23 protein-coding genes are annotated in these 25,275 nt (G+C 63.5%); 7 read left to right on the forward strand and 16 right to left on the reverse strand.

What is annotated here, in order from left to right; all coding sequences use genetic code 11:
- Positions 1-38 precede the first annotated feature (38 nt).
- Genes JQ609_RS20190 through JQ609_RS20210 form a run of 5 tightly spaced genes read right to left on the reverse strand, consistent with a single transcriptional unit; the run spans position 39 to position 4,566 of the window.
- On the reverse strand, positions 39-764 hold the full coding sequence (locus tag JQ609_RS20190; protein WP_212274689.1) for an ABC transporter ATP-binding protein: 726 nt from the start codon (positions 762-764) through the stop codon (positions 39-41).
- Positions 757-1,500 (reverse strand): ABC transporter ATP-binding protein, encoded by a 744-nt coding sequence (locus tag JQ609_RS20195; protein WP_212208644.1) that lies wholly within the window; start codon positions 1,498-1,500, stop codon positions 757-759. Before JQ609_RS20195 ends, JQ609_RS20190 begins: the two co-directional genes overlap by 8 nt.
- Positions 1,497-2,444, reverse strand: coding sequence for a branched-chain amino acid ABC transporter permease (locus JQ609_RS20200; RefSeq protein ID WP_249128215.1), 948 nt, complete (start codon positions 2,442-2,444; stop codon positions 1,497-1,499). Before JQ609_RS20200 ends, JQ609_RS20195 begins: the two co-directional genes overlap by 4 nt.
- Complete coding sequence (locus JQ609_RS20205; protein WP_249128216.1) at positions 2,441-3,310, reverse strand: branched-chain amino acid ABC transporter permease; 870 nt, start codon at positions 3,308-3,310, stop codon at positions 2,441-2,443. Before JQ609_RS20205 ends, JQ609_RS20200 begins: the two co-directional genes overlap by 4 nt.
- Positions 3,311-3,339: 29 nt before the next feature.
- Positions 3,340-4,566: an amino acid ABC transporter substrate-binding protein gene (locus tag JQ609_RS20210; RefSeq protein ID WP_212274690.1), complete on the reverse strand. Its 1,227-nt coding sequence runs from the start codon at positions 4,564-4,566 to the stop codon at positions 3,340-3,342.
- Positions 4,567-4,734: 168 nt separating this feature from the next.
- Between JQ609_RS20210 and JQ609_RS20215 the strand changes: the two genes are divergently transcribed.
- Complete coding sequence (locus tag JQ609_RS20215) at positions 4,735-5,646, forward strand: helix-turn-helix domain-containing protein (RefSeq protein ID WP_212274691.1); 912 nt, start codon at positions 4,735-4,737, stop codon at positions 5,644-5,646.
- A gap of 10 nt (positions 5,647-5,656) precedes the next feature.
- Here JQ609_RS20215 and JQ609_RS20220 read toward each other — a convergent pair whose 3' ends face one another.
- The 5 genes from JQ609_RS20220 to JQ609_RS20240 form a co-directional block, all read right to left on the reverse strand.
- Complete coding sequence (locus JQ609_RS20220) at positions 5,657-5,809, reverse strand: hypothetical protein (RefSeq protein ID WP_192736006.1); 153 nt, start codon at positions 5,807-5,809, stop codon at positions 5,657-5,659.
- A 198-nt stretch (positions 5,810-6,007) separates the two neighbouring features.
- On the reverse strand, positions 6,008-7,603 hold the full coding sequence (locus JQ609_RS20225; protein WP_212274692.1) for a sulfite reductase subunit alpha: 1,596 nt from the start codon (positions 7,601-7,603) through the stop codon (positions 6,008-6,010).
- Complete coding sequence (locus JQ609_RS20230) at positions 7,600-9,384, reverse strand: NirA family protein (protein ID WP_212274693.1); 1,785 nt, start codon at positions 9,382-9,384, stop codon at positions 7,600-7,602. The genes JQ609_RS20225 and JQ609_RS20230 overlap by 4 nt, the downstream gene beginning before the upstream one ends.
- A gap of 353 nt (positions 9,385-9,737) precedes the next feature.
- Positions 9,738-10,916, reverse strand: coding sequence for a CmpA/NrtA family ABC transporter substrate-binding protein (locus tag JQ609_RS20235; RefSeq protein ID WP_212274694.1), 1,179 nt, complete (start codon positions 10,914-10,916; stop codon positions 9,738-9,740).
- Complete coding sequence (locus tag JQ609_RS20240; RefSeq protein ID WP_209837170.1) at positions 10,913-11,503, reverse strand: ANTAR domain-containing response regulator; 591 nt, start codon at positions 11,501-11,503, stop codon at positions 10,913-10,915. The genes JQ609_RS20235 and JQ609_RS20240 overlap by 4 nt, the downstream gene beginning before the upstream one ends.
- Positions 11,504-11,616: 113 nt before the next feature.
- On the opposite strand from JQ609_RS20240, the gene rimO reads away from it, so the two are divergent.
- Complete coding sequence (rimO, locus tag JQ609_RS20245) at positions 11,617-12,942, forward strand: 30S ribosomal protein S12 methylthiotransferase RimO (RefSeq protein WP_212274695.1); 1,326 nt, start codon at positions 11,617-11,619, stop codon at positions 12,940-12,942.
- 9 nt (positions 12,943-12,951) lie between these two features.
- Here rimO and JQ609_RS20250 read toward each other — a convergent pair whose 3' ends face one another.
- A complete protein-coding gene (locus tag JQ609_RS20250; RefSeq protein ID WP_212274696.1) occupies positions 12,952-13,908 on the reverse strand; it encodes a hypothetical protein in 957 nt (318 codons plus the stop codon).
- A gap of 145 nt (positions 13,909-14,053) precedes the next feature.
- Here JQ609_RS20250 and JQ609_RS20255 point away from each other — a divergent pair, with 145 nt between their 5' ends.
- Positions 14,054-15,325, forward strand: a complete 1,272-nt coding sequence (locus tag JQ609_RS20255; RefSeq protein ID WP_249128217.1) for a tetratricopeptide repeat protein — start codon at positions 14,054-14,056, stop codon at positions 15,323-15,325.
- Positions 15,326-15,570: 245 nt separating this feature from the next.
- Positions 15,571-16,767, forward strand: a complete 1,197-nt coding sequence (locus JQ609_RS20260) for an acetylornithine transaminase (protein ID WP_212274697.1) — start codon at positions 15,571-15,573, stop codon at positions 16,765-16,767.
- A gap of 154 nt (positions 16,768-16,921) precedes the next feature.
- Here the strand turns inward: JQ609_RS20260 and JQ609_RS20265 are convergent, their stop codons facing one another.
- The 3 genes from JQ609_RS20265 to pcsA form a co-directional block, all read right to left on the reverse strand.
- Positions 16,922-17,896 carry a quinone oxidoreductase gene (locus JQ609_RS20265; protein ID WP_212208636.1) on the reverse strand — a complete coding sequence of 325 codons (975 nt, stop codon included), beginning with the start codon at positions 17,894-17,896 and terminating at the stop codon, positions 16,922-16,924.
- Positions 17,897-17,984: 88 nt separating this feature from the next.
- Positions 17,985-18,719 (reverse strand): TerC family protein, encoded by a 735-nt coding sequence (locus JQ609_RS20270; RefSeq protein WP_212274698.1) that lies wholly within the window; start codon positions 18,717-18,719, stop codon positions 17,985-17,987.
- The gene (gene pcsA, locus JQ609_RS20275) at positions 18,716-19,450 is read right to left on the reverse strand and encodes a phosphatidylcholine synthase (RefSeq protein WP_212274699.1); all 735 of its coding nucleotides are present in this window, start codon (positions 19,448-19,450) and stop codon (positions 18,716-18,718) included. Before pcsA ends, JQ609_RS20270 begins: the two co-directional genes overlap by 4 nt.
- A gap of 134 nt (positions 19,451-19,584) precedes the next feature.
- Here pcsA and JQ609_RS20280 point away from each other — a divergent pair, with 134 nt between their 5' ends.
- Positions 19,585-20,775 (forward strand): UbiH/UbiF family hydroxylase, encoded by a 1,191-nt coding sequence (locus tag JQ609_RS20280; RefSeq protein ID WP_212274700.1) that lies wholly within the window; start codon positions 19,585-19,587, stop codon positions 20,773-20,775.
- 34 nt (positions 20,776-20,809) lie between these two features.
- On the opposite strand, the gene JQ609_RS20285 is transcribed toward JQ609_RS20280, so the two are convergent.
- Positions 20,810-21,763 carry an AEC family transporter gene (locus tag JQ609_RS20285; RefSeq protein ID WP_212208632.1) on the reverse strand — a complete coding sequence of 318 codons (954 nt, stop codon included), beginning with the start codon at positions 21,761-21,763 and terminating at the stop codon, positions 20,810-20,812.
- Between the two features lie 134 nt (positions 21,764-21,897).
- On the opposite strand from JQ609_RS20285, the gene hspQ reads away from it, so the two are divergent.
- Positions 21,898-22,230 (forward strand): heat shock protein HspQ, encoded by a 333-nt coding sequence (gene hspQ / locus JQ609_RS20290; protein ID WP_212208631.1) that lies wholly within the window; start codon positions 21,898-21,900, stop codon positions 22,228-22,230.
- Positions 22,231-22,333: 103 nt separating this feature from the next.
- Here the strand turns inward: hspQ and JQ609_RS20295 are convergent, their stop codons facing one another.
- A complete protein-coding gene (locus JQ609_RS20295) occupies positions 22,334-23,164 on the reverse strand; it encodes an invasion associated locus B family protein (protein ID WP_212208630.1) in 831 nt (276 codons plus the stop codon).
- Positions 23,165-23,434: 270 nt separating this feature from the next.
- Between JQ609_RS20295 and JQ609_RS20300 the strand changes: the two genes are divergently transcribed.
- Positions 23,435-25,267: an extracellular solute-binding protein gene (locus JQ609_RS20300; RefSeq protein WP_212274715.1), complete on the forward strand. Its 1,833-nt coding sequence runs from the start codon at positions 23,435-23,437 to the stop codon at positions 25,265-25,267.
- The last annotated feature ends 8 nt before the right edge of the window (positions 25,268-25,275 follow it).

Below are 25,275 nucleotides of genomic sequence, written 5' to 3' on the forward strand. Positions count from 1 at the left end.
GCGTGATCCTCCGTGTTTTCAGGTTATTTTCGTGAATTTCAAACCGCGCTTGCGACAATTCCGCCGAGATAGGCGCGCTGTACGGCATCGTTGGACATCAGCTCGGTCCCGGTGCCGCTGCCGGTGATCTTGCCGTTCTCGATGAGATAGCCGCGATCGGCGATGGCGAGGCTTTCGCGCGCGTTCTGTTCGACCAGCAGCAGGCCGACGCCGCTCTCGCGCACCTTGCGCAGGCTTGCGAACAATTCGCGTACCAATAGCGGCGACAGGCCGAGCGAGGGCTCGTCCAGCAGGAGAACGTCCGGATTGGACATCAGCGCGCGGCCGATCGCGACCATCTGCTGCTCGCCGCCGCTCATGGTCCGCACCGTCTGTCCGAGCCGTTCGCCGAGGCGCGGAAACAGCGCCAGCACCCGCTCCCGCCGCGCCGCCTCCCCGTCACGGGCGCGCTTCGGATTGGCGCCGAGCAACAGGTTTTCCGCGACCGTCAAATCAGCAAAGATGCCGCGGCCTTCCGGCACCAGCGCCAGACCTGCCTCGACGATCTCATGCGGCGGAAGACCTGCGATATCGCGCCCCGAAAGCGTGACGCGCTTGCCGGGCAAGCAGGCCACGATGCCGGCGATGGCCTTCAGCAGAGAGGTTTTCCCCGCGCCATTGGCGCCGAGGATGACGACGATTTCGCTGCGGCCCACGCTCAAGCCGGCATCCGTCAGCGCCCGGTGCTGGCCATAGGCGACGCTGATGTCCGCGACCTCAAGCATCTGCTGGCGCTCCCAGGTAGGCCTCGATGACGGCGGGATCTGACAGCACCTTGTCCGGCGTCCCCTCGGCAATCTTCCGGCCGCTGTTCATGACCACGCAGCGATCGCAAAGCGAGCGGATCGCGTCCATGACGTGTTCAACCAGCAGGATCGACAAACCCTCCTCTTTCAACGAACGGATCAGTGCGATGCCGATCAAAAGCTCGGAAGGATTGAGTCCGGCCAGCCATTCGTCGAGCAGCAGAAGCCGCGGCTTCAGCGCCAGCGCGCGCGCCAGTTCAAGGCGCTTGCGGTCGATATAGGTCAGCTCGGTCGCCATGCGTTGATCGGAGTCTTTCAATCCGACCCGCTCCAGCAACCGGATGGCGGCAGCGTCCATTTCGCCGCGTGCGAAGCGTGCCGGATGAAAAGCGAGACCCGCCCTGACATTCTCGGCACAGTTCATGCCGTCGAGCACACGCACCAGCTGGAAGGTTCGCCCTAACCCCAGGCGCGCAATGCGATGCGTCGCCATCCCCGCAATGTCGTGCCCGGCGAAGTGGATCGCGCCGGAATCCGGACGCAGCACGCCCGAGACGAGATTGAGCGCGGTGGTCTTTCCTGATCCGTTTGGCCCCAGCAGCCCAACGATCTCGCCGGACCCAACCGTCATATCCAGCCCATTGACCGCAACAAGGCCGCCGAACGCCCGGACCAAGCCTTTGATGTCGAGAACGGTTGAGCCTGCGGCCGTCATGCCTTGGCCCCTTGCTCAACGCGCTGTGGCCGCCACTGCCGCCGGAAATTGTCCCACAGGCCGACGACGCCGGCAGGCAGCGCGTACACGATCAACAGGAAGATGACGCCCATGATCAGTGTCGAGGCGGTCGGAAACCGCGCCGCCAGGAACTCGAACAGCAAGGTCAGCGGAATGGCGCCGAGCGCCGGTCCCCAGAGCCGGTGCGCGCCGCCCAGCAGCGCCATGATCACGACTTCGAAGGAAATCGTGGCGTTGAAGGCGATCGACGGCTCGATGTAGGTCCAGCGCGGCGCCATGATCGCGCCGACCAGCGTCATGAACACGGCGCTGATCGTGAACAGCGTCACCTTGGCGACGGTGACGTTGATCCCGCAATGCTTGGCGACGGTTTCGTCCTCGCCGATGATGCGCAGCGCAAAACCGAGCCGCGAGCGCGCGATCAGCCAGCCGATCACGAACACCGCGACCGCCAGCACGAGAAGCTGCCAGTAGATGTCCTTCTGGGTGATGTCGACGAACACGTAACGGCCGAGCACGCGGGACTTGTTGACTTCGAACCAGATCACGAGCTGGCGAATGAGTTCGGCCAGCCCGAACGTGAAGATCACGAAATGCAGGCCGCTGAGCCGCAGCGTCGAAAGGCCCACGACAACGGCCATCACGGCGCCGATCGCGGTCGCGATCAGCAGCACCAGTGGCCAGGGCAGCAGCTCGCCGAGCACCGCCACCGTATAGGCCCCGACCCCGAAAAACGCTGTCGTCGCCAGCGAGACATAACGTGTCGGTCCGGAGAACAGGCCCCATGCGGTCGCCAGCACGGTGAATTGCAAAAGCCCGATCGCGAGTGCGAGGTAATAGGCATCGACGTACGTCGGCAGCAGCGCCAGCACGGCAAGACCAGCACAGGCCGCGAGCGCGGCGGCAAGGCGCATTGCGCTCATCGCTGTGCCCTCCCGAACAGGCCGGCGGGCTTGACCAGCAGCACGCCGAGGAACAGCGCGAAATTCACCGCCAGCGTCAGGCCCGGATCGACGAAGGTTGCGACCAGCGATTCACTCAAGCCCAGCGCCAGCCCGGCGACGAGACAGCCGAGCAGATTGCCGACGCCGCCCATGACAACCACGATCAGCGCCTTCATGGTGAAGATCACGCCCGATGAGGCGCTGAAGGTCAGGAACATGCTGATCAGGACGCCGGCCGCCGCCACCAGCGCGCCGCCAAGCGCGAAGGCAAACGCGGAAGTTCTGACCACATCGATCGCGACCAGCTGCGCGGCCATCGGATCGACCGCAACCGCGCGGATGGATGTGCCAAGCCGGGTGCGCGTCAGCGCCAGATACAGTGCAAGCCCGACCGCCACGGCCAGGCCGAACGCAATCAGCCGGTTCAAGGCGAGGATTTCGCCGAACAGGCTGACCGGGATCGCCAGGAAGGAGTAGCTGAAGTACGCGCCGCCGAACATCGACAGCATGATGCCCTGGACGATGAACATCATGCCGAAGGTCGCCAGGATGCTGTCGACTTCGAGCGCGCCCCGCGTCCTTGCCCGGCGCACCAGTGGCGTGAGCAGGACGCGGTACAGCAACAGGCTCACGCCGAAACCGGGGGGAATGACGAGCGCCAGTCCAAGCAACGGGTTCAATGCCCATCCCGTGAACAGCCAGTAGGAGGAAAAGGCTGCCGCGACGAGAAACTCGCCGTAGGACAGGTTCATGATCCGCGCCACGCCATATTGGAGCGTCAGCCCCATGGCGATCAGCGCGTACATGCCCCCGAGCATCAGGCCGGTGAAGATGGCGTTCGTCATTGCTCAGTGCCGTCTGGACCAATCGCCGATCACGGCGCCTTCCATGCCGGCTTCGGAATAACGGGCGTACGCGCGCCCTCATTGGTGGCCGGTGCGACGCCGTAGAATTCGCCGTCCTGCCACTGCCCGACCCACCAATATTTGGTCGGCAGGTTGTTCTCGAACTTGACCTTGCCGATGATGGTGTCGAAGGTCCCGGTCTGCAGATCCTTGATGACGGCCTCTCGGTCGATCTTGCCGACGCGTTCGATCGCCTGCTGCAGCATCTGGAGGCTGGCGTAGGTCACCGCACTGGCCCAGCGATCCGGCTCGGCGCCGTTCGCGGCTGACGCCTTGTGGCGCGCCAGATAATCCTTGATCGGAGCGCTGTCGCCGCTCCAGCCGCCGATCCCCATCACGCCCTGCGCATTGGCGCCGAACTTCTGCTTGAACAGCGGGAAAGCAGTACCGACGCCGGTGTAAAAGATCTTGGGATTGAAGCTGGCGATCCGCGCCTGTTCGGTGATCCCAAGCGTATCCGGCGGATAGCTGAACGCGATGAAGACATCCGGATTGAGCGCCTTGACCTCGTTGACGATCGGGCTGAGGTCCTGGGTGCCGACCGGATAGGTCTTGTCATAGGCCAGCTTGAAGTTCGCCTTGGCAAGCGCCGGACGCGCGGCGCCGGACAGGTCGATGCCAAAACCGTCGGCGACGCTGACCATGGCGACGGTGTCGCCGATCTTGCCTTCGGTGCGCAGCTTGACCAGCAGATCCACCAGCGTGTTGGCGGCGCCGGCGCTGGTGCCGAGCAGCCAGAAGCTGTTGGGCCAGCGTTTGGCCAGTTCAGGCGCGCGGTCGGTCACCGCTGTCGATGCGAGGTGCGGATAGCCGGCCTTGTTGAGGATCGGCCCGACCGCAAGATTGAGGCCGGTGCCCCAGGGCGGCAGGATGAAGTCGACCTTGTCCTGGGTGATCAACCGCTCGAGCGACCTCGCCGCTTCTTCGGCGCTGGAGCGATCGTCATATTGCACGATTTCGATCGGCACCCGCTTGTCGCCGAGTTTCAAGCCGCCCGCGGCGTTCACCTCCTTCACCCACATTTCGTAGTTCGGCAGCGTCGTCACCGCGGCGCCGCCGGCATTGGGGCCGGTGCGCGAAAGCGCGTAGCCGATCTTGACTGAGCTCTGTGCCAGCGCCGGCCCATCGGCTGCGAAAAGGGCCGCCCCGGTGACGGCGAGTAATCCCGCTGCGAAGCGGGTGACTGATGACCCCATGTTCTCCTCCCAGAGACTTTTGCGTCCATCGCCTTGGAGCGGCGTGCGACCCGATGCAGCCTATGGGAGCATTGTCAGCATAGAATTGGACGCATCCGGGGATTGATTGTATCCTTCCGTCAGAGGGTGCCCGCAACAAGCGGTAGATTGTCACGGTTGGAGTGAGCCATGCAGTTGGGTTCGGGGCTGGAAGCCTTAACGGAGAAGCCGATTCCGGCCCTCCATGCGGAGCGATTTTCCGCCAGCCTTGCGCCGGCAAAATGGGTCATTCGTCAGCGCGGACTTCGCCGTTCCCACCTCTTGGCGATCGAGGCGCGGCGTGGCGCCGTTGCGCTGCGCGGCACCCATGTGGCGTTCGAGGCGCCGGCACTGCTGTGGCTGCCGGCTGATCTCGAGGGCGATCTGCAGGTCGAAGCCGGCGCGCAAGGTTATCTGATCGCAATCTCCGAAGATTTTCTCACCAAGACCGTCGCTGGCAGCGCCGAGGCGCTTCACCTCCGCCGCACCATCGACCGGCTGGTGCTCTTGAAGGCGGGACAGGTCGGCGAAGCTTTCGATGCCGTGGTCCATGGCTGCGACGCGCTGGTGCGCGAACTGCATTCTCCCGGGCGCGGCACCGCGACGATGACGTCATCGCACGTGCTGCTGCTTTGCCTGCATCTGTGGCGCTCCGTCATCTCAGGCGAACCGCCCGACGAAGCCGCGCACCGAGGTGACGGCACCCGCCTGGTCGGAAATTTTCTCCAGATGGTCGAATTGCATTACCGCGATGGCTGGCAGGTCGCGCGTTATGCGGCCGCACTTGGCGTGACCGAGGACAAGCTGCACGCCCACTGCAAACGCGAGAAAGGCGTCAGCCCACGCGCCGTCGTGCATCTGCGACTGATCAAGGAAGCCTGCACGCGCCTGCAGCAGCTCGATCTTCCGGTCGAGCAGATCGGTTACGGTCTTGGATTTCGTGATCCCGGTTATTTCAGCCGGTTCTTTCGCAAGCACCAGGGCGTTTCGCCGGGCGTCTACCGGCGGCGTTCTCGACTGGAGCAGATGCGGCGCGGCGCGTCCTACGCGGCGTGGCCGTAGGACATGAAGATTAGAACGGGTGAACCGAGAGCGAGCTGAACACGATGGCCGCGATGAGCGCAAACGAGCCGTAGAGCGCGGCGGTATGGAATCCGGTTCCGGTCCGGCGGGACAGGGAACGTGCATAGAGGTGCAGGCGGGCTTCCGCCGATAGTTCGCGCATTGTCGATCTCCAACGCAGCATGGGATGCATATGGAATATCGTTCGCGGCAACTTGCAAGCGGGCGCGAAAAATAGTGATACGGCCCCTCCTGTGGACTCACTTTCCAGTGAAAAATTCTCTCGTCCCAATTCCGGTGAGAATTTTATTCGGGCCGATTTGAGCGAATTGGAACCCGCGGCGCTACGATTGTACCCTCATCAATAAACGTCCTGCTGGAACCTGCCTTTTTTCTTGAGTTCCGCAACGAACAAGACAGCTTCGTCGGTGGACCTTGCGCCGAACTGGGCGACGATATCGACCAGCGCGCGCTCGACGTCCTTGGCCATCCGCTTGGCGTCGCCGCAGATGTAGACGTTGGCGCCCTCGGCCAGCCACGTCCACACTTCGCGGCCGACTTCGCGCATGCGGTCCTGCACGTAGAACTTCTTGTTGCCGTCGCGCGACCACGCCAGCGACAGCCGCGTCAGAAGCCCCGACGTTTTCATCGCGTTGAGTTCGTCCTGGTAGAAGAAGTCGCAATCGCTGCGCTGATGGCCGAAGAACAGCCAGTTCTTGCCGGGCGCCCCGGTGGCGCGGCGATCATGCAGGAAGGCGCGGAACGGTGCGATGCCGGTACCCGGCCCGATCATGATGATCGGAATCTTTGGATCTTCCGGCAGCGCGAAGCCGTGGGCCTTCTGTACATAGACCTTGACCTCGTCGCCGGGCTGGATCCGTTCGGCGAGGAAAGTCGAGGCAAGGCCGAGCCGCCTGCGCTTGTTGATGACGTAGCGAACGCAGTCCACCGTCAGCGAGAGTTTTCCAGGCGTCGCATTGTGCGAGGAAGAGATCGAATAGAGTCGCGGCTGCAACGCTTCCAGCGCTTCGACGAAGGCTTCGGGATGCGGCCGCACGTTGGGAAACTTCTGCAGCACCGCCATCACGTCGAGCGTCGCGGCATCGCCATCGGGATCTTCACCCTGCGCCAGCGCCCTCGCCTTCTCGCGCTGCGTGCCGCCGGTGAGGTAGGAGATCAGTTCGAACAGCGAATCCGGCGCCGGTGCCAGCGAGACGTCGTCGAGCAACACCTCACGCAAGGTCTTGCCTCGGACTTTGGTGGTGTGCGAGGCGCCGAGCAAGGCAATGATCTGATCGACATTGCCGAGATCGTTGCGCGCGAAGATGCCGAAGGAATCGCCGACGACATAATCGAGGCCGCAGCCCGACAGGTCGAAGTCGATGTGCCAGGTTTCCTTTTCCGATTGGCCTTTGTTGAGCAGATAGCGCCCGAGAAATTTTGCCGGCGCGGGATTGTCGCGCGAGCGGCCGGGCTCTCCGACGACCGCAGGCGCTGCGGCGGCGGGTGCCGCAGCCGCCGATGGCGACGCCGCCGGCGCCTTGTCCAGTTCCTCATACAGCGATTTCAGCATCCGGGCGGTTTCCTTGCCGCCGGGGACGCAGAGATTGAGCCGCGCCTCGGTCTTGCCGGCGATCGCGTCCGAATAGTCGTTGCAATTGTAGCCGCACTGGCCGCAGTCCTGCTGCGCCATCGCCGCCATCATCCGCCGCCGCAGCGGGCGGCCCTCCGCCAGCTTCATGCGGTCCGCGATCGGCATGGTCTGGTCGTGCCACGGCGCGCCGTCATCGACATCGCCGCCGTCCATGACGGCAGCGCCCTGCTCAGCCGAGAGCGGCGTCGGCGCATCCGACAGCAGCCCGACAAAGAATCCGTTCAGCCACGAACGTTGCGCCTCGGAAAACGGCGCGCTGGAGGGAATGATCTCGATCTTGGGCGGCGGCGTGATCTGGTTCATGAGGACACCTCAGCGTCAGCCAGTTTGCGCAGCGTCTCGCCGTCGTGGCGGCGCGCAAATGTCAGGAAGGTTTCATCGGGCGAAGCACGATGCGCCAGATAGGCCTTCAGCAGCCGCTCGACATAGACAGGCACGTCCTCCGCCGTGACGTCGCGAAACACCTCCTGCCCGACATCGGCGTCCGGCCCGAAGCCGCCGCCCGTGAAAACGTGAAAACCATCGACCGTGTCGTCGGTATCGCCGACCGGGATGCGCGCGCCGATCATGCCGATATCGCTGATGTAATGCTGCGCGCAGGAATGATGGCAGCCGGTGAGATGGATGTTGATCGGCGTTTCGATCGCCACCCTCGGATCGCACCAATCCGCGATCCTGGCGGCCGTGCGCTTGGTGTCGGCAAGGCCGAATTTGCAGCCCGCGCGGCCGGTGCAGGCAATCAGGCCGGCGCGGAGTTCAGAGGTCCCGATCGCCAGCCCGATCGCCTCGATCGCGGCCGTAGCCAGCGCAATTTTGTCGTCGGGCACACCCGGAATCAGCAGGTTCTGCCAGACGGTCAGGCGAATATCGCCGTCGCCGAGATCCTGCGCGATCCTGGCGAGGCCGCGCATCTGCTCGCAGGTCACTTTGCCGAGCGGCAGTGCGACGCCGATCCAGTTCAAGCCCACCTGCTTCTGCTTGTGCACGCCGATATGGGCGGTGCGGTCGAATTTGGGCCGTGGCGCCAGCGCCTCCGCCGGCACGCGCGTAAAGGCGTCGCCGAGTTTCTCCTCGACCAGCACAAGGAATTTTTCCATCCCCATGCCGTCGATGACATATTTCAAACGCGCCTTGAGCCGGTTGGTGCGGTCGCCGAGATCGATGAAAACACGGACGATGGCATCCGACACCCTGGTCGCATCTGATGGCTTGACGATGATGCCGGTATCGGCGGCAAAATCCCGGTGGCCGGTGATGCCGCCGATGCCGAGCTTGAACCAGACACCGGGCTCGACGCCAAAACCGTCTTTCACTTCGACGGCGGAAAACGCGATGTCGTTGGTGTCTTCCAGCACTGCGATCTTGCCGGCGCCGTCGAAGGCGACGTTGAACTTGCGCGGCAGTCCCGTCAGCGAGCGGTCGTTGAGGACGTGATAGTGCCACTCGCGGGCGTATTCGCGGGTGTCGAGAATTTCCTGCGGATCGATCCCCGCCGTCGGCGTCCCCGTGACGTTGCGGATGTTGTCGGCGCCGGAGCCGCGCGAGCACAGGCCGAGGTCCTGAATGCCTTCGATGAGTGCCACGGCGTTCTTCGGCGGAATTTCGCGAACCTGCAAATTCGCCCGCGTGGTGACGTGGCAGAACGGGCCGCACAGCTGTTCGGCGAGGTCAGCCATGCCGGCGAACTGCCAGTGCTTCATGATGCCGTTCGGGATCCGCAGCCGGCACATGTAAGAGTCCTGCGCCGGTCCTACATAAAACAGGCCGTAATAGCGCCAGCGGAAATTGTCCGCCGGCGACGGCCTAGCATCGACCAGCGCCTGTTGCTTCAGCCGCGGATAGACATCGAACGGATGCTCCTCGCGCTTCCACTTTTCCTGCTCGACGAGCTTCTTGCCGGCGACGGTAACCCTGTCCTGCGCCTTGATGTGCGCCGCCTCAGGTCCGCTCGGCTCGGCATTTGCCTTGCCCGAACCGCCGCCGAGCCCGCGCCCGACCCGGCTGATCTGCAGGCCGGTGGTGAAGCCCTCGAGGTAGCGCTTCTGCTCGTCGGTAAAGTCGACTGTGAGCGTTTCCATTTTCATAGCGCGTGAGAAGCTCCTGCGGCCACGATCGGTGGCGTCAACGAATGGGTTTGACCGTTTGGAACTCGGCGCAGCCGCGGTGCCGGGCTTTTGCTCCTGTTCGGTCCGACCAGCTTCGTTGCTGCGGAAATCCATCTTGGACTTGGGCCGACCGACATCCGCGTCGGCTTGGCTGCACTGCAACATACAAGTTGCGTGCCAAACCGATTTGGTGAAAATTGTAAGAAATATCAAAGCGTTGGGAATTGGTCGATGAAACTCTGAAGCTAGCTTCACAGGTACTTGGAAGGCATTTGGCCTAACAATTAGGCATCAGTACCAGTGCCTAATTTTGCTTCATCCGAGTCGGGCTGTCACGGCTTCCAGCGGCCGATCTCGAACGCCGCGAGATGCCCGGCGATATCGTCGGGCGTGAAGGCGGGACCTGCAAAGGCGCCGACCGCATCCGAACCGCTGCCGGACTTGCCCGGCTGTCCCAAGGAATGTCCCACGGCCGCGTCATAGAGATCCGGCCTGAACACCCCCATGGCGGTCTTGAGCGCGTCCGGCCGCATCGCCGTCTGTCCCCAGCGCACCATCTGGGCATAGAGCCAGGCGGCCTGTGCGGGATCGGGCCGCGCGGCGCCCTCGCGTCCGACCAGCAGATAGCGGCTGCTTTCGCGGATCTTGCCGTCGGGGGAAATCTTCAACCGGCCATCCAGCGTCCGCAGGATCACTTCGGCATTGACGCCGATATATTCCGGCCTTGCGAGGATATGCGCAGCCTCGCTGCGATTGTCCGGCTGCTCGATGAATTGCGCGGCACGCGAGGCGGCCCGGATCAGGGCCGCCAGGACTTCCGGATTCTTGTCTGACCAGCTTTGCCTGACCGCGAGCACCTTTTCCGCGGCACGCACCAGGATGTCGGAGACGAAATGCAGGATGTGACCGACGCCGAGATCGACGGCCACCGAATTCCAGGGCGCGCCGACACAGAACGCATCGACATGGCCGTTGGCCAGGCTGTCCACCATGTAGGGCGGCGGCAGCACCACCAGGTGGACATCCTCGTCGGGATCGACCCCACCCGCCGCCATCCAGAACCGAAGCTGGTAGTTATGGGTCGAGAACGGAAACGTCATGCCGAACGTCAGCGGCTCCGCGCCGGCCTTGCGCCGTGCGGCGACCACCCGGGCCAGCGCCTGCGCCGTCACCAGCGGATTGCGCGGATCGCCGTCGATTTCGCCCATGATCGCCGCATGCAGCCCCGGCGAGATTGTAATCGCATTGCCGTTGAGCCCGAGATTGAACGGCGCCACGATCGGCACCTTGACGTGGCCGAGGCCGAGACTCGAGGCGATCGCAACCGGCGCCAGCAGATGCGCCGCGTCGAAATGGCCGATATTGAGCTTGTCGCGGACGTTGGACCACGACACTTCCCGCGTTAGCGTGACATCGAGCCCTTCGGCGGCAGCAAAGCCCTTGTCGACGGCAATGATCAGCGCAGAGGCGTCAACCAGCGGGATGAAGCCGATATGCAGCGGTGTCGTCATTTCAGCAGCTCCGACGCGGTCAGGATCGACTGCGCGATCTCGCCGATTTTCTTCTTTTCGCGCATCGCGGTCGACCGCATCAGCACGTAGGCCTCGTCTTCCGTGAGGCCCTTTACCTTCATCAGGATCCCCTTGGCGCGGTCGATGACCTTGCGTTCCTCCAGCGCGGATTTGGTTCGGTCGAGCTCGTCCTGCAGCTTGGAAAAGGCATTGAAGCGCGAGATGCAGAGGTCGAGGATCGGCTTGATCCGCTCCTTCTTCAGGCCGTCGACGATATAGGCAGAGACGCCGGCATCGACGGAAGCCTGGATCGAGGCGGCGTCGCTCTGGTCGACGAACATCGCGATCGGGCGGCGCACGGCGCGGCTGACCTGGAACATCGCCTCCAGCACGTCGCGGCTGGGGTTTTCCAGGTCGATCAGGATGACATCCGGGTCTTCCGAATAGATCCGCGCCAGCAGGCTCTGCATTTCGCTGATATGGACCACGCGGGTAAAGCCCGCCTCCCGCAGCCCCTCTTCGAGAATGGCCGCGCGGATCGGGCTTTCGTCGACAATGACGATTTTCGGTGACGACTCAGCGCTCATCGATCAACTCTTAACCCGGCGGGCCCATCCATAGCACGTCATGGTCCCGCGCAAAGCCTTGTAATTGTGGGCAATTGGGACTAGCTCGTGCTGATCAATCAGGCAGATAAGATATGCAACAGGCCGCAGCGCCCAAGATCAGCTTTGTTTCATTGGGATGCCCCAAGGCGCTGGTGGATTCCGAGCGCATTATCACGCGGCTGCGGGCCGAAGGCTATGAACTGGCGCGCAAGCATGACGGCGCCGACATCGTTATCGTTAATACCTGCGGGTTCCTGGACAGCGCCAAGCAGGAATCGCTCGGCGCCATCGGCGAGGCGATGGCGGAGAACGGCAAGGTCATCGTCACCGGCTGCATGGGTGCGGAACCCGAGCAGATCGAGGCCGCCTATCCGGGCGTGCTCTCGATCACGGGTCCGCAGCAATATGAGAGCGTGCTGGATGCGGTGCACCGGGCGCTGCCGCCGGTCCATAATCCGCATCTCGACCTGGTGCCGCCACAGGGCGTCAAGCTGACGCCGCGGCACTACGCCTACCTGAAGATTTCCGAAGGCTGCAACAATCGCTGCAGTTTCTGCATCATCCCGAAGCTGCGAGGCGACCTGGTGTCGCGTCCGGCGGGTGACGTGCTGCGCGAGGCAGAAAAACTGGTCGCCGCCGGCGTCAAGGAACTGCTTGTGATCTCGCAGGACACGTCGGCCTACGGCGTCGACATCAAGTATGCCGAGAGCCCGTGGCAGGACCGCAAGGTCCGCGCCAAATTCTTCGATCTCGCAAAAGAACTCGGCGAACTCGGCGCCTGGGTACGGCTGCAGTATGTCTACCCCTACCCGCATGTCGACGAAGTCATCGGCCTGATGACCGAGGGCAAAGTTTTGCCCTACCTCGACATTCCCTTCCAGCATGCGAGCCCGGAAGTGCTCAAGGCGATGAAGCGGCCGGCGGCGCAGGAAAAGACGCTGGCGCGGATCAAGAAATGGCGCGAGCAATGTCCCGAGCTGACGCTGCGCTCGACCTTCATCGTCGGCTTCCCCGGCGAGACCGATTCCGACTTTGCCTATTTGCTCGACTGGCTCGAGGAAGCCGAGATCGATCGCCTCGGCTGCTTCAAATATGAACCAGTCGCCGGCGCCTCCTCGAATGCGATCGGCAGTCCCGTGCCCGACGAGATCAAGCAGGAGCGCTGGAACGCGCTAATGGCGCGGCAGCAGAAGATTTCGGCGCGCCGGCTGAAGCGCAAGGTCGGCACGCGGCAGCAGATCATCATCGACGAGGTCGGCCCGACCGTCTCGAAAGGCCGCTCCAAGGCCGACGCGCCCGAAATCGATGGCGCGGTTTATGTTTCCAGCCGACGGCCGTTGCGTGTCGGCGAAATCGTCACCGCCAAGATCGAGCGCGCGGATCAATACGATCTGCACGGCAGCGTCGCGGGCTTCTGACCCTTCTGCTCAAGTCGACAGCCAGGCCGGCACCCATCGTTCAGGCCGGGGTGCGCGGACAAGGTCGGCTCGCGCTTCAGCAATTGCGACGGGAACGTCATTGATCCCCGGACGCGTCTCATAGTCGAACCGCGGCAGGATGCGGCCATCGGCCCCCATCGAAAACGACATCGAATACCAAAGGCCGAGATCCGGTTTCGCCCGCCACATGCAGTCGCGCAGACCGCGCAGCAACGGTTCAATCGCGATGGCTTCTTCGATCGGCTGGCGGCCGCGATCCAGCACGCGCACCTGATATTGCTGGCCCGCCATCGTGACCTCGAAAATCGTGCGATCCCACGGCGTCTTGCCAGGTGGCCGGCGCGCAACCAGCTGATCCGCTAGCTTCGTCATCGCCGGATGCGTTTCCCAAAACGCCTCGCGATCCCTGCACCATTTCTCCATCCATTGGCCGAAGTCCGGCAGCCCGGTCGGCGGCTCCGTCAAACTCCGGAGGTTCTTGACGCGCAGACGCTTGGCCAACCAATCGGCGAGTTCGTCCGTCTCATCCTCGGCATCTTCGTGCGGGGTGAAGTCGGTCCACACCACATCTTCCTCAAATCGCTGGATTGCGATCTTGGCCAGCAAACCCTCGAGCGAAGCTGCGATGATTTCGTATTGGCCTTCGGAGCCCAGCACCACGATCGGCGCATTCGCAGCGCTGGTGCCGGCCCCGTACCAGGCGCCGACGACCGAGCCTTCCGGCAACCGCGCAAACAGCGCGAACTGGTCGCGCAGCGGGCTGCCGTCGACGATCGGCGCATTATCGGAAAAGTCCCCGACAAGTTCGTAGCAGCCGACATTGCCCCAATCACGCCCCTTGAGCCAGCCCGCGAAATCAATCAGCAATTGCGGGACCTCGATGCCGGGCGGAAATGCCCGGCGGATGCTGTCGATGTCGATGGGATAGGAATAGTCGTCGGACACTGGGATGACCTTGCGCGGTTGATGGGCGTGCCTTGGTCGGCTGCATCATAGAGCCGGTTCAATTGCGAAGCCTGGAATGTGAACCAAGCCGGACCTTCCAGTCACAAAGGGAGACAATTTTCGGATTGGCAGCGCGAGATCGATGATGGCGAGCTTTAACAAGACAGAGATTGGCTTTGGCGCCGTAAAGGCCATGGTGTGTCTGGCGGCCTTGCTCACGGCTATGCCGGCTTTCGCGAAGCCATCGTCTCCCGCGGCGAAGGCCCGAGCCTCGTGCTTCAACGGTGGTAAGGGCACTCCTGACCAGATCATCGCCGGCTGCACCGGCGTGATCGCGGCGAAGGGTACGAAGCCAAAGGACCTTGCTGGTGCCTACCTCAATCGTGGCGCCAACTACCTCGCCAAGAACGACATCGACCGGGCCATTGCCGATTTCAGCGAACTGATCCGGCGCAATCCAAAACTCGGCGGCGCTTACACCAACCGTGGCGAAGCCTGGCGCCGCAAGGGTGAGGTCGTCAAGGCCATTGCCGATCTCGACCGCGCCGTCACACTCAATCCGCTCGATTCATTCGCGTGGTTCAACCGTGGGATTACCTATAGCGACAAGGGAGAGCCCGAAAAGGCGATCGCCAACTATGATCTGGCGATCCGGATAAAATCGGACGACGCATGGTACTACAATAATCGCGGCAACTCCCATGGCGACATCAACCAGAACGACCGCGCGATGGCCGACTATGATCGCGCGATCAAGCTCGACCCGCAATTCGCGCTCGCCTATTTCAACCGCGGCACCTTCTATCGCAAGAGCGGCGACGAAGCCCGCGCGCTAGCCGACCTGAACACCTCGATCCGGCTCGATCCCAACTACGCCGCCGCCTACGGCAACCGGGCGCGTCTGTTCAGGGACAAGGGCGACATCGAACGCGCGCTGGCTGATTTCGATCAATCGCTGCGGCTGGCGCCGAGCGAATATCGCGACGCCTATGCCCGCGGCAACGTTCATTTCGACCGTCGCGATTACTCGCGGGCCCTGTCCGACTACGACCAGGCGCTCAAGTGGAATTCGAGATACGCCTCCGCGCTCAATGCGCGCTGCCTGACACGGGCCATTGTCGGCCGGCCACAGGAAGGGCTTGCGGACTGCGAAGAGTCGCTCAAGCACAGGCCCGGCGATGCGCATACGCTCGACAGCCGCGCCTTCTGCCATCTCAAGCTTGGCCAACTCGATGCGGCGATCGAGGGTTTCACCGTTGCGCTCGACGTCAATCCGAGGCTGGCGAACTCACTGTACGGCCGTGGCATCGCCAAGCGGAAAAAGGGCGATGAGGCCGGTGCAGAGATCGACATGGCCGCTGCCAGGGCGATCAATGCCGATATTTCAGATGAATTCCGCAGCTATGGGATCGAATGATGATGCCCCTCCCCGCTTGACACGGCCGGCCATTCGGCTGTATGGGGCTGCGCCATGACATTGAACCGGACCAACCGCCGCGCAGCTTTCCGTCGTCGCTCTTGCGACGATGATGGGCTGCGCCATGTCCGACGACACCGCTGATCAACTAAATTCAGCAACGTTTTCGAGAAGGCCGCACCCGAAAAGTGCGGCCTTCTTGCGTTTAGGCCTGCCCTTCACCCAAACCCAACGAGGAGTTCGACATGACCAACGCTGCCCAACCGTTCGATGCCCTGATGAACATCACCGCACGGCCGTCCGCCGTCTTCGTCAAGGGCGAAGGCGCCTATCTGTGGGACGACAGCGGCAAGCGCTATCTCGATTTCATGCAGGGCTGGGCGGTCAATTGCCTCGGCCATTCGCCTGCCATCATCGCCGACGCGATTGCCGCGCAGGCAAAACTGCTGCTGACGCCGAGTCCGGCGTTCTTCAACGAGCCCAGCCTCAAGCTCGCCAATGCGCTGGTCGCCAACAGCTGCTTCGACCAGGTGTTCTTTGCGAATTCGGGGGCGGAAGCCAACGAGGGCGCCATCAAGCTCGCGCGTAAATTTGGCACGCTGTACAAGGGCGGCGCGCACGAGATCATCACCTTCGTCGGCGGCTTCCACGGCCGCACGCTCGCCACCATGTCGGCGTCGGGCAAGAAGGCTTTCGAGCCGCTGTTCGAGCCCAAGGTCACCGGATTTCCAAAGGCGCAGCTCAACGATCTCGATTCCGTCAAGCGGCTGATCTCGGGCAAGACCGTTGCCGTCATGCTGGAGCCGATGCAGGGCGAAGCCGGCGTGTGGCCGGCGACCGATCAATTCCTCAGGGAGTTGCGGGCGCTGACCCAGGAGCGCGGGCTGCTGCTGATCGTCGACGAGATTCAGACAGGCATGGGCCGGTCGGGAAAACTGTTCCACTACGAGCATGCCGGGATCGAGCCTGACATCATGACGCTCGGCAAAGGCATCGGCGGCGGCGTGCCGCTCGCAGCATTGCTGGCGACCGACTATGCGTCCTGTTTCGAGCATGGCGACCAGGGCGGCACCTTCAACGGCAACCCGCTGATGTGCGCCGCCGGCCTTGCGGTGCTCGAACACGTCGCAACATCAGGCTTCCTGAAGTCGGTGGCGGACACTGGTCTGTTTCTGGAAAGCGAATTGCAGAAACTGTCGGCGCGCCACGGTCTCGGCAACGTGCGCGGCCGGGGACTGCTGCTGGCGCTCGACCTCAAACTGCCGATCGGCGCCGCGATCGTCGCGCAGGCATTTGCGGATGGCGTGCTGCTCAACTCGCCGCAGCCGGACGCGCTGCGGTTCATGCCGGCGCTCAACGTCACGCGCGAGGAAATCTCGATGATGATCGATTGCCTGGATACGGTGCTGACCCAGATGGGAGCGGCGCGGATGGTGGCGTAGCTCTATCGTCGTCCCGGCCTTGAGCCGGGACCCATACGCCGCGGCCGTTGTAATCGCAGGCGGTCTCTATCGCCTTTCTTCCATCGATGGATCACGCGGTATGGGTCCCCCGATGTGCAATTGCACATCTGAGCTCAAGGCCGGACGACACCTATCACGGCCGCAAAATAATCGCACCCGTCGTCGCCCTGCCCTCCAGGTCGGTGTGCGCCTTCGCCACGTCCTTCAGCGCATAAGCGTGGTTGATCGGAACGTGCAGTTTGCCGTTGATGACGGCGGCGAACAACGTGTCGGCGCCCTCCAGCAGGTCGCGGCGGGTGCTGACGTAATCGTTGAGTTTTGGCCGCGTCGCAAACAGCGAACCGTGGTTATTGAGCTCGGCGAGCGCGAACGGAGGCACCGGGCCCGACGCATTGCCGAAGCTGACGAACAGGCCGCGCGGTCGCAGGCACGACAGCGAGCCCGGGAATGTGGTCTTGCCGACGCCGTCATAGACGACGTCGCACAGTCCGTTGCGGCTGATCTGTTTGACCCGCGCGACAAAGTCCTCCTCGTTGTAGAGGATGACGTGGTCGCAGCCATTGGCAAGCGCGAGGTCGGCTTTCGCCTTGGTGCCGACGGTGCCGATCACATGCGCACCGAGCGCCTTCGCCCATTGGCAGGCCAACAGGCCGATGCCGCCGGCGGCCGCGTGGATCAGCACGCGATGGCCGGGCTCGACCTTGAAGGTCTTGTGCAGGAGGTACCAGACCGTCAGGCCCTTGAGCATCAGCACCGCGCCCTGCTCGTAGGTGATGTGGTCGGGCAGCTTGACCAGCTTGTCCGCCGGGATCACGCGTTCAGAGGCGTAGCCGCCGAGATTGAAATAATAGGCGACGCGGTCGCCGGGATGGAAGTTGGTGACACCAGGACCGACCGCTACCACTTCGCCCGCGGCCTCATTGCCGGGGATGAATGGCAGCCCCGCCGCCTTGTAGAGACCGGTGCGGAAATACACGTCAATGAAGTTCAGGCCGACGGCGTGCTGGCGCATGCGGACCTCGCCCGGTCCCGGCGCCGGCACGTCGACGCTCTCATACACCAGGGCTTCCGGACCCCCTACCTTGTGCACGCGCACGGCCTTGACCATCACCTTTTCTCCCTCGGTATCGGCTTCAAGCGCCCCGGCTCGTGGCGGAGCGAAAGCCATCAAGGCCGTAATGTCAACTCGCGGGGGCCTAAACCCGTTGTTTGACGACTTTTTTGCGATTGCGCCGGGCCAGCACGTTGAACAATTCGACCGCGGCAGCGAACACGATGGCGAAATAGATGTAGCCGCGCGGGATGTGGAATTTGAATCCGTCCGCCACCAGCGCCACGCCGATCAGCACCAGGAACGCCAGCGCCAGCATCTTGGTGGTCGGGTGATCGGCCACGAACTTCGAAACCGGGCCCGACGAGACGTACATGATGAAGCAGGCGATCACGACGGCGGCGACCATGATCTCGATATCCTCGGCCATGCCGATCGCGGTGATGATCGAATCCAGCGAGAACACCATGTCGACGACGATGATCTGCATGATCACCCAGAAGAATACGCTCGCGTTCGGCTTGGCCTCGGGCTCGGCCTCGCGCGCCTCCACTTCGGCGTGAATTTCATGCGTCGCCTTCGCGATCAGGAACATGCCGCCGCCGATCAGGATGATGTCGCGCCAGGACAGCGTCACGCTTTTCACGATCAGTACAGGTTCCGTCAGGCCGATCAGCCACACCAGCACGCTGAGCAACATGATGCGGAACACCAGCGCCAGCAGCAAGCCGATCTGGCGCGCGCGATTGGCCTGCTCCGGCGGAAGCCTTGAGACGATCACCGACAGGAAGATGACGTTGTCGATTCCGAGGACGATTTCGAGCGTGGTCAACGTCAGCAACGCCACCCACGCTTCCGGGCTGGTCAGTAATTCCATCATGCCTTGAACGATTTCAGTTTGCGGATCACGGCATCGCTGCCGGCGACGTAGATGGCGATTGCGCAGAGACCGACGGTGATGGGAATGCCCACAGCGAAGTCGCAGGCAAGGGTGTAGGCCGCAAGCACGGCCCATGCGGCCAGCAACCACAGGGTCAGCCAGCGCAGACGCACGACGCGGATCGGATGCAGCACGTGGAATGGCGCGAACGTCAGCGCGATCAGGAGCGCTACGCCAAGCGTGGCAAGCGCCGGCGATGGATGCAGCAGAAACAGATAGAATGCCGCGACGTTCCACACCGCCGGAAAGCCGCGGAAATGGTTGTCCGCTGCCTTCATGCGGCGGTCGGCAAAATAGAGCGCGCTGGAGGTCATGATGCCGATGCCGAGCAGCGGCGCCGCCAGCGGCAACAGCAAGCCGCTCGCGGTGATGGCGTAGGCCGGAACGAACACGTAAGTGACGAAATCGACAACGAGGTCGAGCACCTCCCCCGACCAGTTCGGCTGCAGCCGCACCACGTCGAATTTGCGCGCGAGCGGACCGTCGATGGCGTCGATGATGAGCGCGACGCCAAGCCAGCCGAACATGGCGGCCCAGTGCTCGCGCACCGCTTCCAACATCGCAATCAGGCCGATGCCCGCCCCAAGCGCCGTGAAGACGTGGACGCCGAATGCGGCCGTCCGCATTCGCGTCGTCGCGGGAGATGCTTTTGGTTCTTGTGTCTGGTCCATTGCTCCGGCAGTGCTTACAGGAATCGCCCCGTTTTGCATATCGGCGCTTGCGGCCTTCCGCCGCGCGAAGCGGTGGAAACATTTAGGGAGGTCAATGACTTGAAAATGCCGCCGCGAATGTCGATTGTTCCAATATGAACGATGCATCGCCAATTTATGACGCCGTTGTGATCGGCGGCGGACCGGCGGGACTGACCGCCGCCATCGCGCTGGCTGAGACCGGTGCCAGGACCGCCTTGCTCGCCCGCCGCGCCGCCTATGCCGACAACCGCACCACAGCGCTGCTGGGCGCCTCCACCGATCTGCTCGAACGTCTGGATGTCTGGCGCCGCTGCCGGGATCAGGCCGCAGCCTTGCGGACCATGCGGCTCGTCGACGACACCGGCCGCCTGATCCGGGCGCCGGAAGTGCGGTTTTCGTCGCAGGAAATCGGCCTCGACCAATTCGGCTACAATATCGACAACCGGACGCTGATGGCTTCCCTGGAAGAGCGCGCCGCCGAATTGTCCGGCCTGACGCGATTTGACGATGAGGCCGCAGCGGTCGATCCGCAGGATGCGATGGCTGCCATCCATACCCGTGCGGGCGGCCCGCTGTCGGCGCGGCTGGTGATCGGCGCCGACGGGCGGCAGTCCCTGTCGCGCGAGGCCGCCGGCATCGACGTCAAGCGCCGCGACCTGCACCAGTCGGCATTGACCTTCAACATCAGCCATTCAAGGCCGCACAAGAATATCTCCACCGAGTTTCATACCCCGCACGGGCCGTGCGTGTTCGTGCCCCTGCCCGGCAACCGCAGCAGCGTGGTGTGGGTTTCCGCCGCAAGGGAAGCTGAGCGGCTGAAGGCGCTCGGCGACGACGAACTGTCCAGCGCCGCGGAAAAGCAATCGCACTTCATTCTCGGCAGCGTGCGGGTCGAGCCAGGGCGCAACCTGTTTCCGCTCTCGATCGAAAGTCCAAAGCAGTTCGCCAGCCATCGCGTGGCGCTGGTCGGCGAATCCGCCCATGTGTTGCCGCCGATCGGCGCGCAGGGTCTCAACATGGGATTGCGCGATGCCGCCGACATCGCCGATATCGCAGGCCACGCGATCTCGATCGGCGAGGATCCGGGCGCGCCGCAAGTGCTGGCGCGCTATCAATCCGCCCGCCGTTCCGATGTTGCCAGCCGGATGTTTGCCATCGACCTCGCCAACCGCTCGCTGCTCAGCGATTTCCTCCCCGTGCAGTCGCTGCGCGCGTTGGGGCTGCACCTGATCGGCTCGTTCGGTCCGCTGCGGCGGCTCGCCATGCGCGAGGGCCTCGCGCCGACATGGAAGCGCGTGGGCTAGGGCGTGAACCCGACTGTAGGCGCCCTGGCGATCTTTACGGCAGCCCCAGCCTTCCGCTCTGGATGAACCACATCACGCTGGTCAGCGTGACGACGGAGGCGAAGGTGCCGATCAGGACGGCGACTGACGCCGGCTCGATCCAGGTGTTGTTCTGCCGCGCGATCACGAACACGTTGAGCGCCGGCGGCAGTGACGCCATCAGAACCGCGGTGGCTGCCCAGGGCTGTGCGAACGGCCCGAACAGCAGCATCAGACCGAACACGATCAGCGGATGGATCAGGAGCTTGACCGCGATCACGCCGGGCACTTCCCAGGGCACGCGATCGAACGGGCGCAACGCGACGGTGACGCCCAGCACGAACAATGCCGTCGGCGCCGCGGCGTTCTGCAAAAACACCAGCGTGTTGTCGATCGCGACGGGGGGACGATAATGCAGTGCCGCGGCGAGCGCGCCGGCGCCGGCCGACATGATCAGCGGGTTGAGCACGATCTGCCGCACCACGATGCCGAGCGTGTGCAACAGCGAGCGATGCTCGCGATCGGTGAACGCGATCAGGATCGGTACGATCGAAAACAGGAAAATGCTGTCGCAACAAAAAATCAGCGCGGTCGGCGCGGCCGCCTTGGTGCCGAGCACGGCGAGCGCCAGCCCCGGACCCATATAGCCGATATTGCCATAGGCGCCGGCCAGCCCGGCCAGGGTTGCCTTGCGCAGCGAAAGATCGCCGATGACTCGGCCAGTCACCACGGCAACGACGAAGGCGATCACGGTCCCGAGCGTGGTCGCGATCAGGAATGGCGGGTTGTTGAGTTCCGAAAACGGCGTCTTGGCCATGATGCCGAACATCAGGGCCGGCAGCGAGACGTAGAGCAGGAAGAAATTCATCCAGGCCAGCCCCGCCTCCGGCAGCCCCCTGGTCTTGCCGCAGGCAAAGCCGATGAAGATCACCCCGAAATAGGGAATCGCCAGATTGAGGATATCGGCCATGCAATGGGGGTCTTTTTGTCAGCGTTTCGTCAATGTTTTCTTGGGGCTAGCGCCGGATGTGCCGGCCGGACTTGAGAGTTAATGCAACCTTTTGCCCCTAGCATCGGCCACAATCATGGTCTATTCGACGAGGTATGATCAAAGCGCGCACCGCCAAATTCCAGATCGGTCAGATCGTCCGTCACCGGGTGTTTTCATTCCGGGGCGTGATTTTCGACATCGATCCGGAATTCAACAATACCGAGGAATGGTGGTTGTCGATCCCTGAGAACGTTCGGCCGCACAAGGATCAGCCGTTCTATCATCTGCTGGCGGAGAATTCGGACTCCGAATACGTCGCCTATGTCTCCGAGCAGAATCTGCTGCCCGACGATTCCGGCGAACCGATCCGGCATTCGCAGGTCGCCGAGATCTTCGTCAAGGACAAGTCCGGCGGCTATCGTCCGCGCAATCCCTCTTTGAACTAGTCCACCTCACGTGTAGCCCGGATGGAGCGCAGCGAAATCCGGGTTCTCTGAACGAAAAAGGCGCCCGGTCCCGGGCGCCTTTTTGTTGGTTGATAAAGCGGCGTTACTTCGCCGCCGGATTGGCATTGCCCGGCGCGCCGCCAGCGGGCGGGTTGGCCTCGAGCTTCTTGCGCGCTTCTTCAGCCCGCTTCTGCAGTTCTTCCTGCAACTTCTGCTGGGTCTTTTCGAATTCCTTGGGGTCGGTCGGCGGCCCGTCATAGGCCTTGGCGAATTCGGCCAGCGGCAGCGGCAGCGTCAGCGGCGCGCCGTTGGAGTTGATCGCCTGGACCACCAGATTCTGGCCCTTCTTCAGGTTGGCCAGCAGTTCCGGGCTCACTTCGTAGTCCGACATGCAACCATTCTGGAAGCAGATCACATAGGGGCTCTGCGCCGGGGGATTGGCATCGACGATGACGCGGGTGCCGTGCACGAGCTGCATGCCGAGCGGCAGCGTCACGCGCAGGATCTTCTTCGGCTCGCCTTCCGGCTCGATGATGACGGCCGCGATGACCGGCTGGCCGGACTCGATGCGCCCGTCCTTACCGGTGAAGCAGACCTGCTTGGCACCGGCGTCCTGCCCCTTGAGGCAGAATTTGGTCCAGGGCGCATAGATCAGCTGGACCTGCTGGTCCTGCGACTGACCGCCTGCCGGGGGAGCACCGGCAGCCGCTGGCGGGGCCGGCTGGCCGTTCGGGGCCGCGGGCGCTTGAGCCTTCGGAGCGGCTTTCGGGGCAGCCTTGGGAGCGGCCTTCGGGGCCTCCTTGGGCGCGCCGGGGGCCGGAGCCGGGGTCTGGGCCTGCGCACCTGCGACGAGCAACGTCGCGGACAATGCCGTCGCCGCCAACAAGGCGGCAACCCGCCCATGCGGCCGGACGGCCAAAATACGGAAATTCATTGCGGAAAACCCTTTCTGAACGGGAGCGCCCGAAACCGCTGCAGGCACCGACACCTAGCCGTTTGGGCGGCTGTCTCCTAGTCAATTGAGGCGGATACGTGACAGGCGTCACCGCCTAGTCAATTGCACGCCTTCAATACAGCGGCGGACGAAAAGATCAATGCCGACAGGCATCTTTGACCGCGGTCTCGGTGGGACGCCGAGGCCTGTGGTCAAGGCCTATGGTAAAGCTCACTGGTGTGTGACCCCGAATCAAATCCGCGCGTGCAGATGTTAGTCTTTGGACGTATCCGGCCTGGTATTCTCGCCAGCGTTGTGCTCGCGCTCGGCCTGTTGCCGCTGGCCCTCGCGGGCAAGGCCCGCGCCGGTGAAAGCCATGCGATCTCCATGCATGGCGCGCCGGCCCTGCCGGCCGATTTTGCCCACATGCCCTACGCCAATCCGGATGCGCCGAAGGGCGGCCGGCTGGTCTGGGGTCTGCTTGGCACCTTCGACAGCCTCAATCCGTTCATCGTCCGGGGCCTCGCCCTGCAGCAGATCAGGGGCTTTGTCGTCGAGAGCCTGATGAGCCGCGGCAACGACGAGGCCTTCACGCTCTACGGACTGCTCGCCAGGAGCGTCGAGACCGACGACATCAGGAGCTATGTCACGTTCCATCTCGATCCCCGGGCACGGTTCTCGGATGGCAAGCCGGTAACGGCCGACGACGTGCTGTTTTCCTGGGCGCTGCTGCGCGACCGCGGCCGCCCCAACCACCGCCAGTATTACGCCAAGGTCGCCAAGGCCGAAGCGCCCGACCCGCTCACCGTCAGGTTCGATTTCGGCGGCGCGCCCGACCGCGAACTGCCGTTGATCCTCGGCCTGATGCCGGTATTGCCGCGCCATGCGGTCGATCCCGAAACCTTTGAAGAAACCACGATGACGGGACCGGTCGGCTCCGGTCCCTATCGGGTCACTGCGGTGCGCCCCGGCGCCAGCGTCACGCTGACGCGCAATCCCGACTATTGGGGCCGTGACCTGCCGGCGAACCGGGGCCTGTGGAACTTCGACGAGATCCGGTTCGATTACTACCGCGAGTCCAACGGCCAGTTCGAAGCCTTCAAGCGCGGGCTCTATGATTTCCGCAATGAGGCCGAGCCGCTGCGCTGGCACGACGGCTATGATTTTCCGGCCGCCCGCAGCGGCGAGCTGATCCGCGACACCATCAAGCCGGGGATGCCGCAGCCGTCGGAGTATTTGGTGTTCAACACCCGCCGTCCGCTGTTTTCCGACGTCCGCGTGCGGCGCGCGCTGACGCTGCTGTTCGATTTCGAATGGATCAACCGCAACTACTTCTTCGGCCTCTATACGCGTGCCGGAGGCTTCTTCGCCGGGTCGGAATTGTCAGCCTATGGCCGCGCCGCCGATCAACGCGAGCGCGAACTGTTGAAACCGTACCTCGCGCATATTCCGCCTGACATTCTCGACGGCAGCTTCCGCCTGCCCGTGACAGACGGTTCGGGCCGCGACCGCGCGGCGCTGCGGGCTGCCCTCGCTCTGCTGTCCGAGGCCGGCTACGTGCTCGACGGCACCGTGCTGCGCCAGCGCGCGACCAAAGCACCCCTCAGCTTCGAGATCCTGGTCACCACGCGCGATCAGGAGCGGATCGCGCTGGCCTACGCCAGAGACCTCAAACGCGCCGGCATCGAGGCCAGCGTGCGCGCGGTCGATCCGGTGCAATTCGACCAGCGCCGGCTCGGCTACGAGTTCGACATGCTGCAGAACCGCTGGGACCAGTCGCTGTCACCCGGCAATGAGCAGTCGTTCTATTGGGGCAGCCAAGCCGCCGATATATCAGGCACAAGGAACTACATGGGCGCAAAGGATCCGGCGATCGACGCCCTGATCGCGGCACTGCTGGAGGCCCGCGAGCGGCCGGAATTCGTCTCGGCGGTGCGGGCGCTGGACCGCACCCTGATGTCGGGGTTCTACGCTATCCCGTTGTTTAACGTCGCCGAGCAATGGATCGCGCGATGGAATCGGGTAGAACGGCCTTCAACCATCGCCTTGACGGGGTACCTGCCCGAAACGTGGTGGCACAGACCGGACGCGCAAACCAAATGACGCAAGCC

This window comes from Bradyrhizobium sp. AUGA SZCCT0169, assembly GCF_018130085.1.
In the GTDB taxonomy this organism is placed as follows: domain Bacteria; phylum Pseudomonadota; class Alphaproteobacteria; order Rhizobiales; family Xanthobacteraceae; genus Bradyrhizobium.

What these genes read in the sequence shown, in the direction of transcription:
- pcsA (WP_212274699.1), bottom strand. Translation starts at nt 19,450, where the DNA reads ATGGACCAGACACAAGAACCAAAAGCATCTCCCGCGACGACGCGAATG.
- JQ609_RS20295 (WP_212208630.1), bottom strand. Translation starts at nt 23,164, where the DNA reads ATGAATTTCCGTATTTTGGCCGTCCGGCCGCATGGGCGGGTTGCCGCC.
- JQ609_RS20220 (WP_192736006.1), bottom strand. Translation starts at nt 5,809, where the DNA reads ATGCGCGAACTATCGGCGGAAGCCCGCCTGCACCTCTATGCACGTTCC.
- rimO (WP_212274695.1), top strand. Translation starts at nt 11,617, where the DNA reads ATGCAACAGGCCGCAGCGCCCAAGATCAGCTTTGTTTCATTGGGATGC.
- JQ609_RS20260 (WP_212274697.1), top strand. Translation starts at nt 15,571, where the DNA reads ATGACCAACGCTGCCCAACCGTTCGATGCCCTGATGAACATCACCGCA.
- JQ609_RS20195 (WP_212208644.1), bottom strand. Translation starts at nt 1,500, where the DNA reads ATGACGGCCGCAGGCTCAACCGTTCTCGACATCAAAGGCTTGGTCCGG.
- hspQ (WP_212208631.1), top strand. Translation starts at nt 21,898, where the DNA reads ATGATCAAAGCGCGCACCGCCAAATTCCAGATCGGTCAGATCGTCCGT.
- JQ609_RS20200 (WP_249128215.1), bottom strand. Translation starts at nt 2,444, where the DNA reads ATGAGCGCAATGCGCCTTGCCGCCGCGCTCGCGGCCTGTGCTGGTCTT.
- JQ609_RS20230 (WP_212274693.1), bottom strand. Translation starts at nt 9,384, where the DNA reads ATGAAAATGGAAACGCTCACAGTCGACTTTACCGACGAGCAGAAGCGC.
- JQ609_RS20190 (WP_212274689.1), bottom strand. Translation starts at nt 764, where the DNA reads ATGCTTGAGGTCGCGGACATCAGCGTCGCCTATGGCCAGCACCGGGCG.
- JQ609_RS20300 (WP_212274715.1), top strand. Translation starts at nt 23,435, where the DNA reads ATGTTAGTCTTTGGACGTATCCGGCCTGGTATTCTCGCCAGCGTTGTG.
- JQ609_RS20255 (WP_249128217.1), top strand. Translation starts at nt 14,054, where the DNA reads ATGGCGAGCTTTAACAAGACAGAGATTGGCTTTGGCGCCGTAAAGGCC.
- JQ609_RS20265 (WP_212208636.1), bottom strand. Translation starts at nt 17,896, where the DNA reads ATGGTCAAGGCCGTGCGCGTGCACAAGGTAGGGGGTCCGGAAGCCCTG.
- JQ609_RS20210 (WP_212274690.1), bottom strand. Translation starts at nt 4,566, where the DNA reads ATGGGGTCATCAGTCACCCGCTTCGCAGCGGGATTACTCGCCGTCACC.
- JQ609_RS20270 (WP_212274698.1), bottom strand. Translation starts at nt 18,719, where the DNA reads ATGATGGAATTACTGACCAGCCCGGAAGCGTGGGTGGCGTTGCTGACG.
- JQ609_RS20225 (WP_212274692.1), bottom strand. Translation starts at nt 7,603, where the DNA reads ATGAACCAGATCACGCCGCCGCCCAAGATCGAGATCATTCCCTCCAGC.
- JQ609_RS20205 (WP_249128216.1), bottom strand. Translation starts at nt 3,310, where the DNA reads ATGACGAACGCCATCTTCACCGGCCTGATGCTCGGGGGCATGTACGCG.
- JQ609_RS20240 (WP_209837170.1), bottom strand. Translation starts at nt 11,503, where the DNA reads ATGAGCGCTGAGTCGTCACCGAAAATCGTCATTGTCGACGAAAGCCCG.
- JQ609_RS20285 (WP_212208632.1), bottom strand. Translation starts at nt 21,763, where the DNA reads ATGGCCGATATCCTCAATCTGGCGATTCCCTATTTCGGGGTGATCTTC.
- JQ609_RS20215 (WP_212274691.1), top strand. Translation starts at nt 4,735, where the DNA reads ATGCAGTTGGGTTCGGGGCTGGAAGCCTTAACGGAGAAGCCGATTCCG.
- JQ609_RS20280 (WP_212274700.1), top strand. Translation starts at nt 19,585, where the DNA reads ATGAACGATGCATCGCCAATTTATGACGCCGTTGTGATCGGCGGCGGA.
- JQ609_RS20235 (WP_212274694.1), bottom strand. Translation starts at nt 10,916, where the DNA reads ATGACGACACCGCTGCATATCGGCTTCATCCCGCTGGTTGACGCCTCT.